Here is a 16,977-nt window from a genome sequence, read left to right on the forward strand (position 1 = left end):
ATTAATTATTCCCCATTATGTAACCAACATTTCTTACTGTTTTAATTTCTGATCCTGCTTCTTTTAATTTGTGTCTTAGTGTTCTCATATGTACATCCATTGTTCTTGATTCAGTTTCAAAATTCCCTCCCCATATCTTGTCCATTATAACTTCTCGTTTAAGAACAATTCCTACATTAATCATAAGAAGCTTTAAAAGTTCATATTCCTTATATGTTAAATCTATAAGTTCATCATTAACATATACTGCTCTTTTTTCATTATCAATAAATATACTTCCATAAGACAAGAATTTTTCTTCTGACATATCTATGCTTCTTCTTAAAAGTGCTTTTACCCTAGATACCATTTCCATGACGCCAAAAGGCTTAGTTAAATAATCATCAGCTCCTAAATCTAATCCTTTAACCTTATCTATTTCTGTTGTTTTTGCAGTAACAAGAATTATAGGCATTTTTTTTGTTTCAGGTCTATTTCTAAGCTTTCTTAAAATTTCAAGTCCATCTTCATCTGGAAGCATAATATCTAAAATAACAAGATTAGGTACTTTAGATGCAATTTTACTGTAAAAATCCTTTGCACATTCAAAAGCAGTTACAGTATATCCACTATTTTTTAGTGCAAATGTTTCTATCTCCCTTATATTTTCATCATCTTCAACAACATATATTGATGCCAATTTTTTTCACCTCATATTATTTCCTTTTTATATATTTTAACACTATTTAGTGTTTATATCATAAATAAGACCTAATTCTTTAAAATTAGGCCTTACAAAAATCATAGAATTTATTCATGCTCACCACTTATAGAAAATATTACCCACTCAGCAATATTTGTTGCATGGTCTCCTATACGCTCAAAATATTTAGCAATCATTAAGAAATCTTCCGCTTGTTCACCATTGTTTACATCTTCATTTATTAAAAGAACTAATTCTCTTTTTACCTTTGCAAATAACTCGTCAACAATATCATCATGTGATATTACCTTATGGGCCATATCTATGTCTCTATTTACAAAAGCCTCTAAACAGTTCATAAGCATAAGCATTGTTTCCTTTGCCATTTGCTCTATATGGTCAAGTTTTTTTATATATTCAAACTGACTTAAAGTAACTGTTATTTCAGCAATATCACTAGCTTGATCACCTATTCTTTCCATGTCAGTAACCATTTTAAGAGCTGATGATATTATTCGTAAATCTTTAGCTACTGGTTGCTGCTGCATTAAAAGTTTTAAGCATAACGCTTCTATTTCTCTTTCTTTATCATCTATATCATTGTCAGACTTAATAACTACCTTTGCTTTTTCAGCATCTCTTGTAATAAGTGCAGATACAGCATTTCTTATAGCATCCTGTATTAAATCTCCCATTTCAATTAGTTCATCATTTAACTGCTTTAATTGTCTGTCAAATCTGTTTCTCATTTTAACCGAACCTCCCTGTTATATAATCCTCTGTTCTCTTATCTCTTGGCATAGAGAACAATTTTTCTGTTTCATCATATTCTACAATTTGTCCCATTAAGAAAAATGCAGTTTTGTCAGATATTCTAGTAGCTTGTTGCATATTATGAGTAACCATTACTATAGTATATTTTTCTTTTAATTCTATTACTAAATCTTCAATTTTAGATGTAGAAATAGGATCAAGAGCTGATGTTGGTTCATCCATAAGAATTACTTCAGGTTCTACTGCAAGTGCCCTTGCGATGCAAAGTCTTTGTTGCTGACCACCAGATAAACCAAGAGCACTCTTTTTTAATCTGTCTTTAAGTTCATCCCAAATTGCTGCACCTCTTAATGATCTTTCTACTATTTCATCTAATTTTGCCTTAGATTTTATACCATGTGTTCTTGGTCCAAAAGCTATATTATCATATATACTCATTGGAAATGGGTTAGGTTTCTGAAAAACCATTCCTACTCTTTTTCTAAGAACATTAACATCCATATTTCCATATATGTCCTCATTATCAAGGTTTACTTTTCCAACTATTTTACATCCTTCAACTAAATCATTCATTCTATTTAATGTTTTTAAGAAAGTAGATTTACCACATCCAGATGGTCCGATAAATGCTGTTATTTCATTTGACTTAATATCTATATTTATATCTTTTAACGCCTTAAAGTCGCCATAATATAAATCTAAGTTTTTTACGTTAAATTTATCCATACTATTCTCCTTTTTTACCTATCTTCTTTGCAATAAAAGATGATACAAAATTTAAAATCATTACTATCACTAACAAAACAACTGCTGTTGCATAAGCTTCATTTGTATGAAGTCCTTCACTTGAAAGTGAATACATATGAACAGAAAGTGTTCTTCCTGAAGATAAAAGACTGCTTGGAAGATTTGCTACAGTTCCTGCTGTATAAATAAGAGCTGCTGTTTCACCAACTATTCTTCCTACTGATAATACAATTCCTGATAAAATTCCTGGAATTGCACTAGGAAGAACAACTCTAAACACTGTTCTAAGTCTTCCTGCTCCAAGTCCAAAGCTTCCTTCCCTATAAGAATCAGGTACGGAAAGAAGTGCCTCTTCTGTAGTTCTCATAATTACTGGTAAAACCATAATAGCTAAAGTAAATGCACCAGCAAGAATAGAATAACCAAGTTTTAATGTTGTTACAAAAAATAACATTCCAAAAAGTCCATATACTATTGATGGTATTCCTGTTAATGTCTCCGCTGTAAGCCTTACTGCTGCTACTATTTTATTACCTTTCTTTGCATATTCGACCATATATATAGCAGAAAACATTCCAATAGGCACTGCTATTATTATTGACAAAAATGTAATTAATATAGTATTAATTATTGAAGGCATCATTGAAACATTATCTGATGTATATGTAAATGAAAATAAGCTTCCAGTTAAATATGGCACACCTTTAATTAATATATATGCTATTAAAAATCCAAGAACACCTATTGTAATAATTGCAGATAATAATACCAAAAGTAACACTATAAATGACCCTGGTGTTCTTTTGTATGACATTAATTTTTGCTTAAGAGTATGCTTATTAATCTGCTTAATTTCAACTTTTTCATTAACATGCTCCATTAATTTTTCTGCCTCCTTTTAACCATTGCAAATGCAAAATTTATAATAAGGATAAAGATAAATAATACAACGCCCGTTGCAATTAATGCTTCTCTGTGTAAATCTGTAGCATATCCCATTTCAAGTACTATATTTGCAGTAAGTGTTCTTACACCCTTTAATATATCTGTTGGAATTCTTGCCTGATTTCCAGCAACCATAATTACTGCCATTGTTTCACCTATAGCTCTTCCTATTCCTAGTATTACACCAGCCATTATTCCAGATTTAGCAGCTGGAAGTACTGCACAAAATACACTTCTTTCGTGAGTTGCACCAAGTGCTAAAGCACCTTCATAATAACTGTTTGGTACTGAATTAATAGATGCTTCTGATACACTAATAATAGTTGGAAGTATCATAATTCCAAGAAGAACTGATGCTGTAAGTATTCCACTACCATTACCGCCAATATAATTTCTTATAAATGGCACAAGAACTGTAAGTCCAAAAAATCCATAAATTACTGATGGAATTCCTGCAAGTAAATCTATTGCAGGTTTTATTACTTTATGAAATTTCTTAGGACAAAACCTTGCCATAAATACTGCTGTAAGTATTCCAATAGGTACTCCAATTATTATTGCTCCTATTGTTACATATATACTTCCAAGTATCATAGGAAGTATTCCATAAACGTCATTTTTAGGTTTCCATGTTGTACCTGTCAAGAAATTCAAAAAACCAATTTCCTTCATAGCAGGTATACCATTGTAAAATAGAAATACGCATATTAAAAGTACTGCTACAATGGATGTACATGCTGCTGCTAAAAATACGTTTTTCATTATTTTTTCTTTAAATTTTCCCATACGCTTCTCCTTTATCAAGAAATTTTTATAAAATATCTTGATAATTATTTTTTATGATTTTAAAAATCAGCCCAATGAAGAGCATCACCTATATATATTTTTTTTACATCCTCTGATGATAAATTTTCATAATCATTGTCTTTATTAACAATAACAACAATTCCATCCATAGCTATTTTTAAAGATTTAATGCCACTTAATGATTCGTTATCTGTTAAATCTCTTGACGTCATTCCTATATTACATATACCTTCTTTAACACTTGTTATTCCTGTTGTAGAATCGCTTGTTTGAATTTCTATCTTTACACCTTGATTAATTTTTTCATACTCTTCTTTAAGTTTTTCCATTACTGGTGACACTGATGATGAGCCTGCAATTACTACTTTTCCTGAAAGATCTTTCTTTTCATACTCATTTTCACTTTCTACTGGTACATACCCACTATTAGAAACTATAGCTTGTCCATCAGAACTTAATATAAAATCTATAAAATCCTGAGCCTCTTTAGTTGTTTCTTTAGATATGACTACATTAAAAGGTCGTGATAATTTATAAGTGTTATTTTTTATATTTTTTGCAGTAGGTTCTACTCCATCAATCTTTAATGCTCTAACACTATCATTCAATGCTCCAAGAGATGTATATCCAATTGCATATATATCACTTTGAACTGTTGTCATCATAACAGATGTGTTATTTGTAATACTTGCTTCTACTGTAGTATTATCATTCTTATTTCCATTTGAATCTTTCTCTTCAACTCCAAAAAGTTCAACAAATGCTCCTCTTGTTCCAGATCCATCTTCTCTTGATACTACTGTAACAGGATTTATATTAGAAAATTTATCTTGTTTGCTACAACCTGTCAGAACAAAAACATAAGACATAAAGACTATCCCACTAAAGATTCCTAATACTTTTTTCATTATATATTGCCTCCGTATAAAAAGTTTTACCTCTCGAATTTAATATATAATAAGAAAGTTAATTCCATGATAGTCTTATGTTAATTCTATGTTAAATTAAGTTTAAATATCGCTAATTTTTCTTTACACTATTTTACTTCTGACCATTCTGTTATATCGCCAGTATAAATTTTTTTGACTGCATCTTTTGATATATCTTCAATATCATTATCCTTATTAACTATTATTGCAATTCCATCCATAGCTATTTTTATTGCTTTTACACCTTTAGATGTTTCACTATCTTTTAAGTCTCTTGAAGCCATTCCAATATCACATATTCCATCTATTGCGCCGGTTACTCCAGTTGTTGAATCACTTGTTTGTATTTCTATTTCAGCATTAGTATTAACAGCTAAATATGCTTCTTTTAATTTTTCCATTACTGGTGATACTGATGATGAACCTGCAACAACAACTTTTCCTGAAGGTTTTTTACCTTCATATGCTTTTGCATCATCTACTTTTATATAACCATTTTTCTCAACAACATCTTGTCCTTCTTTACTTAATATATAGTCAATAAAATCTTTTGAAACTTCACTTAAATTATCTTTTACTGCAATGTTAAAGGGTCTTGCTATTTTATAGCTGCCACTTTTTATATTTTCTGCTGTAGCTTCTACTCCATCTACTTTTATTTTCTTTACACTATCATTTAATGAACCAAGAGATGCATAACCAATGGCATATTTATCTCCTTGAACAGTTGTCATCATTACAGATGTATTATTTGTTATACTTGCATTCTCTGTTGTTTTATCAACCTTATTTTCTTCAACTCCAAAAAGTTCAATAAAAGCTCCTCTTGTTCCTGAACCATCTTCTCTTGATACAACTGTTATTTCATTTTGTTTATCAAATCCATTATTACTACTTCCACTTCCTGAGCCTGAACTGCTTCCACATCCTGCAAGAGCCCCCATTAAAATTGCAGAACTTAATAATGTACATAAAATCTTTTTCATTTTTCTTGCCTCCAAATATATTTTTATTACAGTAATTAATATATAGAAACAATGTTAATTTCAAAGACCTTCTTTCGTTAAATCTATGTTAAATATATTTTAAATAAAAAAATAAAGACTCATGATTAATTAAAATCATGAGTCTTTATTTTTTTTATTTATTATTAGCCATTTTAGCCTTTACTTCATCAAATTCTTTTGTAATTTCTTCTGATGGCGCTTCTGTAATTAAACTTACAACTATTATTGCAATACATGCAACTATAAATGCTGGCAATAGTTCATAAATATTAAATATACCACCAATAGGTTTTATTAAATATTTCCATACAAATACCATTACTCCACCAGATAACATTCCTGCAAATGCTCCCCACTTATTTGAACGTCTCCAAAATAGCGCAAATAATACAACTGGTCCAAAGGCTGCACCAAATCCAGCCCAAGCAAATGATACTATATTAAATACAGAACTATTAGGATCTATTGCTATAAATATAGCAATTATAGATATAATAACAACAGAAATACGAGCAATTATAAGAGCTGTTTTTTCTGAAATATCTATTTTTAATACACCTCTAAAGATATTTTGTGAAACACTTGATGAAGCTGCAAGAAGTTGTGAATCTGCTGTTGACATAGTTGATGCCAAAATTCCAGCCAATATTATTCCTGCAACAAGTGCTGCAAATATACCATTATGGCTTAATGCATCCGCAATTTTTACAATAATAGTTTCTGAATTTGAACCTTCAAGTACAGGTATTACACCTGCCTTTGACATAGCAAGTCCTATTACACCAATAAATACAGCAACTGCTAATGAAACTACTACCCAGCCTGAAGCAATACGTCTTGATAATTTTAATTTATCTTTATCTTCAATAGCCATAAAACGAAGTAATATATGTGGCATACCAAAATATCCAAGGCCCCATGCAAGTGTTGATATTATTGTAACTATTCCATAACTTGAAGAAACACCAGTTGCTGAATTAATTGTTTCTGTTAAGTTTAAATATCCTGGTAAACTTTGAGCATTACTTATTACTGCATCCATACCTCCAGCAGAATGTATACCAAATACTAATACAACAATTAAGGCAATTGTCATTATAATACTTTGAATAAAATCTGTTGTACTAGCAGCTAAAAAGCCTCCCATTGTTGTATATCCTAAAATAACTATAGCACTTATTATCATGGCTAATACATAATCTATTCCAAAAAGACTGCTAAAAAGCTTACCACATGCTGCAAAACCTGAAGCTGTATATGGAATAAAGAATATTATAATTATAACTGCTGAAATACACATTAGAATATTTTTATTATCTCTATATCTTCTAGAGAAAAAATCTGGTATAGTTATTGAATTTCCTGCTATATGAGAATAGCATCTAATTCTTTTTGCTACTATAAGCCAATTTACATATGTTCCAATTGCTAAACCAATGGCAGTCCATGATGCATCAGCTATTCCAGAAAGATATGCAACTCCTGGAAGTCCCATAAGAAGCCAACTACTCATATCTGATGCTTCTGCACTCATTGCTGTTACAAATGGTCCAAGCTTTCTTCCACCTAAATAAAAATCATCTACAGAATTATTCTTTTTAGAACAATAAACTCCTATTCCAAGAACAATTAGAAGATAAGCTACAATAGTAATTAAAATGCAAATCTGTTCCTTTATCATTATACAAAATCCTTTCTAAATATATATTTTTGTCACCTTTGTGAATTATACCATAAAATTCGACATCTGCAAAAAATAAAACTATTTAGCTTAATATCTTAACAAAAACAACTTTAAGATAATTTCCTTCTTTAAATTTATCAGTAACTACAAAATCATCTGGCAAAGTATGTTCTTCTAATATTCCATAATGCTTTTCCTTTTCTATAAAAGCTTCATCTATAAATCTTTTAAATTTATCCATATTAAACGAAGCACAATTAGTAGAGCATACAATAACTCCTCCTGCTTCAGTAATATCTATAGCTGATTTTACTAAATTTTTATAATCTTTTGATGCGCTAAATTTATTTTCTTTTGACGTAGCAAAACTTGGTGGATCTAAAATTACAACATCAAATTTCTTATTTTGCTTTTTTGCTTCTTTAAAATATAAAAACACATCTTGTACTATAATTTGATGATTGTTTACATCTATATTATTTATTTTAAAATTTTCAGTTGTTTTTTCAAGACTTCTACTTGCAAGGTCAACACTTGTAGTTATAGCACCACCTTTTGCAGCTGCCATAGAAAAAGCACCTGTATAAGAAAATGTATTTAAAACTCTTTTGCCTTTAGAATAATGATCTCTTATAGATTTTCTTACATCCTTTTGATCTAAAAATACACCAACCATAGCTCCATCATTTAAATACACTGCAAAATTTACATTGTTTTCTTTAACTATAATAGGTTCCTTTGCTCTTTTTCCTATATAAAAACTATCTTCTTCTATTACCATTCCATTGTTATCAAATCTTTTCTTTTCATATATACCATCAAAAGAAACAAGAGCTTTTATACTTTTAATTATATGGTCTTTAAATTTGTAAATTCCTCTGCTATACCATGTTATAAGATAATATTCATCAAAATAGTCAATTGTAAGACCACCAATTCCATCTCCTTCACCATTAAATACCCTGAAGGCATTAGTACTTCTTGAGTGATAAAATTTAAGTCTTTTAGAAAAGGCATTTCTTAATTTATCATAAAAGAATTTAAAATCAAAATTGCTCTTTTTACTATTACTTAAAATCCAGCCACAACCTTTGTTTTGCTTTCCATAATATCCTCTACCTATAAAATTTTGCTTATCATCTAAAAGCACTACAATATCACCTTCATTTTGTAGTGCTCCTGGATTTTTAACAGCTTCCTCTAATATTAAAGGATACTTATTTTGATACTTTTTTACATATTCATTTTTAACTATAAGCTTTATTTCTTTCATTACATACCACCTATTATTATTTTAAATAATAATGATTATACCATAATGAATAATTATTTATACTATTTTGCTTTAAGTCCTGCTTCGTTAGTATCTAAAATAGCTTTAATAAATTTTTCTTCTGTTGGATTACCTGGTACATAGCTCCATTCAACAACTGTTGAAGCTTTCTTAGCTACCTTAGGTAAATCCTCCTTTGTCATTCCAATTTCCTCTAATGTTATTGGAAGGCCAATACTCTTGTTAAATTCTAGTATTCTATCTCTTTGTTCAATTTGATTATCATATGTTAAAAGACATAAAACTCCAAAAGAAACTATTTCTCCATGTAAGTGCTTTTCACATTCTGGAATTAATGATGAACCATAATATACACAATGAGCAAGAGAACTATTATAATAATAATTATCCTTAGGGTCCTTTTGTGCTTCATGTGTTGCAAAATTTGAAACAATTCCTGTAGATATAATAATATCAAGAGCTACCTGTTCAAGTTCAAAAGAAGGATTACACTTTTCACAATCTTCTAGAGCTTTTTTACCATATTGAACTAATGGATCTGTACACATCTTTGCTATACATGCACCCATTAATGGAGTATGGTACATAAACTTATCTCTACTTGCAAATAGTACTTCACATTCTTTTGACAAAGCATCTCCTATTCCAGCCCAAAATAGCTTTTTAGGCGAATCTGCAATAATACTTGTATTAATAAATGTATGATATGCAGGTTGCTTCATATAATAGTATTCTTTAAATGCCCCATTACTGTTATAGATAACAGTGATAGCTGTACATGATGCACAGTTAGATGCTAATGTTGGGAAAGTAAAAAATGGCTTATCTTCCATATCAGCTAAAGTCTTAACTGTATCACAGGCACGTCCACCGCCTACTGCAAAAAGCATATCAGCTTCCATTACCTTTGGATTTTTCTTTAGCATTTCAACATTTTCATAAGATGAATCTCCACCAAACCATACAAAATCTAGTATTTCTATATCAGAATTTTTTATTCCCTCAAGAATCTTATCCTTAGCCTTTTTCATAGCAGTTTTACCACCTATAACAACTGCTTTTTTACCATATTTTCTTGTAACATATGGTATTTCCTTATAACAATCAATTCCTACACTATAACTTGGTAAAAATACACTATAACTTGACATTTTATCTACGACCTTTCAAATGACTTTTTTGGATTATATATTTATAAAAGTATTTCATATAAATTATTCTAAAACTTTATACTTATTTTAGCAATAAAAATATAAAAAGTGCGTTGTTTCATGATTAATTTACACAAAACAACACACTTTGCTTATTTATATAAACTTACATCTAATATTTTTTCTTATATTCATTACAATGTTAAACGTGAATAAGTTAATTCAATTCTTTAACATATAATTTAAATACTGCAATCAATTCTTGTAAACGAGCTGCCTGTGATTCAAGTTCTTCACTACTAGCAGAACTTTCTTCTGCCATAACAGAATTTTCTTCTACTACTGCTGCAATTTGATCTGTATGGATACTATATTGAAAATTTTGTCAAAATACTAAAATCACTATTTTAAAAAAGAGAATAAAATTTCAAAAGAAATTTTATTCTCCATACTGCTTTTACTTATTATTAGATGAAGCATTATTAAGCATTCCTGCAAGCCCCATATTTATTCTACTATAAACAGGTATTGTTGGTGCAAGCCATACAGAACCTTGTCCTGTAAATGTATTTAACAATCCTTCTCCATTCATTGCACTAGCAAATAATCCCTTATCAGATTTAGTTACTGAGAATTGAATTCCAGCTGTTCTTGCAATAGCAAAATTTCCATCTACCTTTATTACTTGTCCTTGATTTATATCATATCTTATTATTTCATTTTTTGGAACTAATGATTCTAAAACTACAACACCTGTACCGCTAAGTCCTATTTGGAATATTCCTTCTCCCCCAAGAAGTGCAGAACTTATATTTTTTTGAGATACTGTTCTAACATCTACTCCACCAGAACAACAATAAAACATTCCTTTATCTACTATAATTTCTTCATTTTTAAGTTCTAAAAGTATGTAATGCTTAAATGAAGGTTCAAGCCATACTTCTCCAGTTCCTCCATACATAGGCTTTAATGCTTTTTCATCAGTTAAGCCACCAGCTATAGATTTCTTTAAGAAGCCCCCTACACCTCCTACTTTAGTTTGTGATTCGATATTTCCAATATAATAATATAATGCTCCTGCTTCTGTTTTTATTACACTATTGTTCATTATTATTCTTACATACCTAGCTTTAAGGCCTTTTTGTTCAGCTAATTGCAAATCAGAAGCCTGGCTTACGCTCATTGAACCTTCCAATTTGTTAATTTCTAAAATTTGAAATTCTGAATTGCCATCAGACATTGAGTTTACAACATCCAACTTTTGCCCTAAATTTTGATCACCATTTGAAAAATTCATATTAATAATACCCCTTTCTTTTATATCATTTGTATATTTATACTAAAATTTAGTGTCATTATTATTATATCATTTTATATATGTAAGACACAATGAAAATATTTTATTCATTAATTTCAATATAATAACTTATATTAAATTGCTCATTAGACTTTAACATTATAACACCTTCTTTATCTTTAATTTCACCATTAAAATTTTCATAATCTGCATGTCCCATCCATGGTTCTAAACATACAAAACTAGCATCTTTATCAGGTGCCCATATAGAAAACATTTTAAATTTTTCAAAATTAACTTTAATGCTTCTATTGTGCTTTTTAGACTTTAATTCTATAAAATTTGACTTTAAATTATCTAAAATAATTGTTCCATCTTTAAATGTTTCTTGTGAAATATTTATGCTCTTGGAATTTTCTAAGTATTTTATCCTATTACCAGTCAAAAAATCATTTGAATTCATTTCCATTTTAGATGTGTTTTCTACTTTTTCAAATTCTATATAGTAATCCTCTAAAGAATCCTCTGCTCCGTACATAGGACATTTAAAAGCTGGATGTGATCCTATTGAAAAATACATATCTTTACTATCTAAATTATTCACATTAAATGAAATAATCACCTTGTTATCTTTCAATTTATACTTTGTAATTAATGAAAACTTAAAAGGATATATTCCTTCTGTTTCTTCATTACTTTTAAGTTCGAATGCTACTTCATCCTCTAACTTATTAAGTAATTTAAACTTAGCCTTGCTTGCAAAACCATGCTCTGGCATAAAATATTCTTTTCCATCATACTTATATTTAAAACCCTTAACTTTTCCTATAACAGGGAAAAGAGTTGGGCAATATATCTTCCACCAAAAAGGTAATCCTCTCCATATGTATTCTTGATTCGACTTTTTTCCAATAAGTGAAATCATTTCACCACCATGAGTATTAGCTTTAACCTTAAGATTGCTATTTTCAATTATTATATCCATATTTTCTCCCCTTTTATAATTATTAAATATATTATATCAGACTTATACATTATTTTCTTAAAATAAAAGGCAATATCATTGCTGAAACAAAATAATATTGCCTTTATTTTTTACTGTTTTTTAAAGCAGACTAAAAATAATATTTATTTATGCATTTTTCTTTCTTCTAAATAATGTTATAGCTGCTACTGACATAACAGCAATTAAGCCTAATACTTTGTTTGTATCTCCACTTGATGGTTCACTTGGATCATCACTTTTTGCAGAAACCTTAACTTTAATTTTATCACTTTTAATTGCAGAAGTAACATCATCTGATTTTACTCTTACACAAAGGTTATATGTTCCTTCCTTTTCAGGAGTCCATGCAAAAGTATCATCACTTGAATAAGAATTTATACTTGTCCAGTTATTTTTTGAATCATAGTATCCAAATTGATATATATTAGAACCATCATCATAGTTGGAAGTTGCTATAAGAACAATCTTATCTCCTACCTTAACAGAAGTTTTATTAACAGAAAGTTCAACTGATTCTAATTTTTCATCTTCTGGAACATCTGATTCTTCTTTTACTGTTATTGTACAAACATTACTTTCAATTTCATCAACATTATCTGATTTTGCTTTTACAACTACATTATATTTTCCAGCCTCTTTTACTGTCCATGAATATGTGTTAGATGAAGAATATTTTCTTAAAGTATTCCAATCATTGTCTTCATCATAATAACCAAATTCATATTTAACAGATGCATCATCAGTATCTGCTGTAGCTGTTAATTTTATTTTATCTCCAACCTTTACATTTTTACTACTAGCCTTAAGAGTAACTTCACTTAGTTCATCTTCTGTTGGAGTATCTGGATCCTCTGGTGTATCTGGGTCCTCTGGTGTATCTGGATCCTCTGGTGTATCTGGATCCTCTGGTGTATCTGGGTCCTCTGGATCTACTATACTAGTATCAATAACATATTTTTGCATGTTAATTGCAGATTTATTTCCTTTTTTATCTACTGCAATTGATTTAACTGTAGTAGTTTTATTAATTTTTATAGGTTCTGAATATTCACTACTAGATTCTGTAGGATCTGAACCATCTAATGTATAGTAAATAGTTGCATTTTTATCTGATGCAGTTAATTTAAGTGTCTGCTCTTTATTGTAAGTTCCACCTTTTATACTTGAAGTAATTGTCAATCCTTCTGTAACTACTTCACCACTGCCACCACCATTAGGGCCTCCAGCAGATATTTTACCATTATCAAAAGTATTAGTACCCATATTTATAGTATAGTTTTTACCACCATTATTATCCCAGGCAGTTCCATTTTTATTAAAGCATACTTCAGCTCCTGTAGCTGTTCCAACATTTAAAGTAATTTTTAAATAACCATCTATTTCAGCTGGTTCCATTACATCTCCAGGAGACTTAGTCCATGTATCTTCACCGCCACCTAATGGTCTCCAATGAATATTTGTTGCACTACCTTTATAATAAAGAATAACTGAGTTATCCCAATTTGGTCTTCCAGCTACTATATTTTTTCCATCTACCATAAAGTCACCTGCAGTAACATTTGAACCATCTTCAGAAGGAAGCCAAGTCTTCCCACCATCTGTTGAATATCTTACAGAAACACTATCATTATCAGAATCATAAGATATAGTTTTTGCATATTGTCCAGATTCAGTACCATATACATCAAGAGGAATTGCATCTCCCCACCCCATATCATCTTTAACTTGAATTACTGGTGTTTTGTTTGATTCTATATAAATATTAGCACTAGTTACAGATGGTGCACCATTTTTAACACTACCATCTTTTCCTATTGTAAACTTATCCTTTTCATTTGAAAGTTCTACACCTTCTTTAGATGGATAATATGTTCCATCAACTTTATAACGGAATTTTACATTTTCACCAGATGTTAATTTATACTTAAAGTTTGCTTGTAAGTAACCAGAATTAGATGATTGAGTCATTGCTTCACCTTTACTCCAAGTTTCTCCATCATCTGTACTGTATTCATAATCAGCAGAACCAGCTGAAGTTTTAGCATATACTGTAGCAGATTGCTCTGGTGCTTCTGGAGTATCACACTCAACATCAATAGTATTAACATCACCTGCTGCAATTTTTACATACACAGCTTCTCCATAAGTATCCTTACCAATAGCATAACTTCCCTCTTTTGCATTTTCTATACCTTCTAAAGTTGCTACCTTAGTAAGTGACTTTCCATTACAAGTAACATCACCTATATTTTTTGCATGAAGTTTTACAACATATGATTTTACAGGTGTTTCATAAGTTCCTTCTTTTTTAGCTGTTTTAAATGATATACCGCTACCATTTGGAGCTACTGACAATTCTTGTTTAAATACATTGCTATTTTCTTCATAATCATAAGTTTCTCCATCATCATCATAGTATTCAAATGTTGTCTTCTTTGCTGATGGGAATACATTTAAATTAATTTGATCTACATCTGCTGTATCCTTTGCAATTGAATTAATATTCTTTTGTGAAGGAATAATTGCTCCTTCTTTTATAAATAGTGGTACGTCTTTCCATGTTTTATCATCTGTTTTTACTGTGATTTTTTGACCACCTTCGTATTCTGTTCCATCTGCATAATTAATCCATTTTCCTGCAGGTAAATAAATTTCTTTTTCAGTTTGTCCTTTATCAAGTACTGGTGAAACAAGCATATAATCACCAAACATCCAAGAATACATTTCTTGTGATACATTAGGATCATTAGGATATTGCATCATTAAAGTTTTTACAATACCAGTTCCTCCTTCATATGCATCATGCTCATATTTATAAATATAAGGAACAAGTCTATATCTAAGTTGCATAACATCCTTTGCTGCTGCTTCTGCTGTAGTTCCATATACCCAAGGATAACGAGTTTTTCTATCTTTTCCTACTTTAGCACCACCATATCTTGGTACAGAATCACTCTTAGCACAACACTCACCATGTGTTCTAAATATTGGAGTAAATGCACTAAATTCAATCCATCTTGCATAGTTTTCATCATCAACTGGATCTTGAGTAAATCCTCCAGTATCCATTCCCCATTTATTTTGGCCTAAATTTACTGCTGCAATAAGCTTACCTGCTTGTCCTTTCATCGTTTCATATCCTGAAGCTATATCACCTGTCCATACACCATAAGCATACTTTTGAGCACCTAAATAGAAACTTCTGTTTATAGACCATACTCTAGTTTGGTCCTTTGTATATTTTCTTTGACCTTCATATTGAGCTTTTTGAAGATAAAGGTTATCATAATTTCCAAAACCATTACAATGATCTATTTCATCATTCCAATATCCGTATAATCCTTTCTCAAATGCTCTACTTGTACAATCCCACCAAAAGTCTCTTCCAGCTTGAGTTGAATTATCTATTGGAACATAATCCTTACTAGCACAATAATCACTACCACGTTCACCTCTCGAATTTATAAATCCTCCAGCTTTCATTGCAGCATATTCTGCAGTATCTTTTCCATTTTCTTTTCCTGTAAATATTCTAGGCTTTACAATACCTGTAAAATGCATACCATTTTCTTCTTGCCATTTCTTCAACTCACCACTTGCTGCACTTGGGAAATCTGTAGAATCCCATGTAAATTCACCATAGTCACTTAATTTTCCCCATTCTTTCCAGTCAAAGTCAAAGCAAAAATTATCTATAGGAATATTTTTAGATCTGTAAGTTTCTATAACATCTTTAACTTGATCTTCTACTGTACCTGTTCCTGGCCATCCCCATTGAGTATTAGTATATCCCATTGCCCATTTAGGGTACATTGGAGTTTTTCCAGAAGCTTCTGAAAGACCTTTTGCTATAGTTTCAGGATCACCAACTATAATAAAATATTCAGCATCTTTTTTGGATATTCCAGAATACTCTAAAGTATTATCACCTGTTGTTATCTTACCCCCATCAGAATCTACAAGTAATCCATATCCTCCATTACTCCAAACAAATGGACCACCAGCATAACCTTGGCTTCCACTTTCCACATTAAATTGTCCATTATTTCTTATTGTTCCATCAGTAGCATTTGTACCATTAGAATATCCAGTTATTCCATAAAAGTTTTCTCCAGAATTATGGCTAAATGAAATTGAACCGGTACTTAGCTTAGATTGTCTAACAAGAAGACCTTTAGAAGAATCATATACTGATAATGATAAATCTGATTTCCCTATTTTTACTGTCATAGCTTCAGTTTCTAATACTACAGTATCTGAGTCTAAATCACTTTTTGTTATTTTTGCCTTGCCCCACTTTTGATTAGAATCAAGAACTTCTGTATCTTCATCTTCCTGACCATTTGGCTTATAATTGACCCTTAATATATTGTCTTCACATACTTGTACATCGATTACATCTGAACCACTTTTAATGGTTAAGGTGTCTCCATTTAAAGTAAAGTTACCATCTTTACTTGTGGCATAAGCAATTTCAGTATTACTTGGTATAATAGTAATATTACTAAATATAACAGTAGCTGCAATAATCCACGAAAATATTTTCTTAGATTTCATATTAAATTTCCCCCTAATTAAAAAATATTTTTTTAGCTTTACCTCCTTAAATTATTATGCTCCTTTTTATACTACGTCTATCTACCATTTTACCTTC

At 30.2% G+C, this 16,977-nt stretch carries 13 protein-coding genes; all 13 read right to left on the bottom strand.

Translation table 11 applies throughout. The annotated features are described in order from the left end of the window. Position 1: 1 nt before the first annotated feature. Positions 2-679 carry a response regulator transcription factor gene (locus ACTNAO_RS03580; protein ID WP_441026252.1) on the bottom strand — a complete coding sequence of 226 codons (678 nt, stop codon included), beginning with the start codon at positions 677-679 and terminating at the stop codon, positions 2-4. Positions 680-789: 110 nt separating this feature from the next. Beyond that, positions 790-1,431 (bottom strand): phosphate signaling complex protein PhoU, encoded by a 642-nt coding sequence (gene phoU / locus ACTNAO_RS03585; protein ID WP_441026254.1) that lies wholly within the window; start codon positions 1,429-1,431, stop codon positions 790-792. Between the two features lies 1 nt (position 1,432). Further along, the gene (gene pstB, locus ACTNAO_RS03590) at positions 1,433-2,182 is read right to left on the bottom strand and encodes a phosphate ABC transporter ATP-binding protein PstB (protein ID WP_441026256.1); all 750 of its coding nucleotides are present in this window, start codon (positions 2,180-2,182) and stop codon (positions 1,433-1,435) included. A 1-nt stretch (position 2,183) separates the two neighbouring features. Further along, positions 2,184-3,083 (bottom strand): phosphate ABC transporter permease PstA, encoded by a 900-nt coding sequence (gene pstA, locus ACTNAO_RS03595; protein WP_441026258.1) that lies wholly within the window; start codon positions 3,081-3,083, stop codon positions 2,184-2,186. Continuing rightward, positions 3,083-3,934: a phosphate ABC transporter permease subunit PstC gene (gene pstC / locus ACTNAO_RS03600; RefSeq protein WP_441026260.1), complete on the bottom strand. Its 852-nt coding sequence runs from the start codon at positions 3,932-3,934 to the stop codon at positions 3,083-3,085. The genes pstA and pstC overlap by 1 nt, the downstream gene beginning before the upstream one ends. 59 nt (positions 3,935-3,993) lie before the next feature. Beyond that, positions 3,994-4,863, bottom strand: coding sequence for a substrate-binding domain-containing protein (locus ACTNAO_RS03605; RefSeq protein WP_441026262.1), 870 nt, complete (start codon positions 4,861-4,863; stop codon positions 3,994-3,996). A gap of 128 nt (positions 4,864-4,991) precedes the next feature. After that, the gene (locus ACTNAO_RS03610) at positions 4,992-5,870 is read right to left on the bottom strand and encodes a substrate-binding domain-containing protein (RefSeq protein WP_441026264.1); all 879 of its coding nucleotides are present in this window, start codon (positions 5,868-5,870) and stop codon (positions 4,992-4,994) included. A 154-nt stretch (positions 5,871-6,024) separates the two neighbouring features. Further along, entirely contained in the window at positions 6,025-7,572 is a 1,548-nt protein-coding gene (gene putP, locus ACTNAO_RS03615; RefSeq protein WP_441026266.1) for a sodium/proline symporter PutP, read from the bottom strand. Between the two features lie 85 nt (positions 7,573-7,657). Then, entirely contained in the window at positions 7,658-8,848 is a 1,191-nt protein-coding gene (locus ACTNAO_RS03620; RefSeq protein WP_441026268.1) for a class I SAM-dependent rRNA methyltransferase, read from the bottom strand. Between the two features lie 62 nt (positions 8,849-8,910). Continuing rightward, positions 8,911-10,020: an iron-containing alcohol dehydrogenase family protein gene (locus ACTNAO_RS03625; RefSeq protein WP_441026270.1), complete on the bottom strand. Its 1,110-nt coding sequence runs from the start codon at positions 10,018-10,020 to the stop codon at positions 8,911-8,913. 457 nt (positions 10,021-10,477) lie between these two features. Next, the gene (locus ACTNAO_RS03630; RefSeq protein WP_441026272.1) at positions 10,478-11,317 is read right to left on the bottom strand and encodes an AIM24 family protein; all 840 of its coding nucleotides are present in this window, start codon (positions 11,315-11,317) and stop codon (positions 10,478-10,480) included. 103 nt (positions 11,318-11,420) lie between these two features. After that, complete coding sequence (locus ACTNAO_RS03635) at positions 11,421-12,302, bottom strand: aldose 1-epimerase family protein (RefSeq protein WP_441026273.1); 882 nt, start codon at positions 12,300-12,302, stop codon at positions 11,421-11,423. Positions 12,303-12,449: 147 nt separating this feature from the next. Then, positions 12,450-16,880 carry a TIM-barrel domain-containing protein gene (locus ACTNAO_RS03640; RefSeq protein WP_441026275.1) on the bottom strand — a complete coding sequence of 1,477 codons (4,431 nt, stop codon included), beginning with the start codon at positions 16,878-16,880 and terminating at the stop codon, positions 12,450-12,452. Positions 16,881-16,977: the final 97 nt, after the last annotated feature.

It is taken from the genome of Clostridium sp. HCP1S3_C6 (assembly GCF_052066735.1).
Classification (GTDB): domain Bacteria; phylum Bacillota; class Clostridia; order Clostridiales; family Clostridiaceae; genus Clostridium.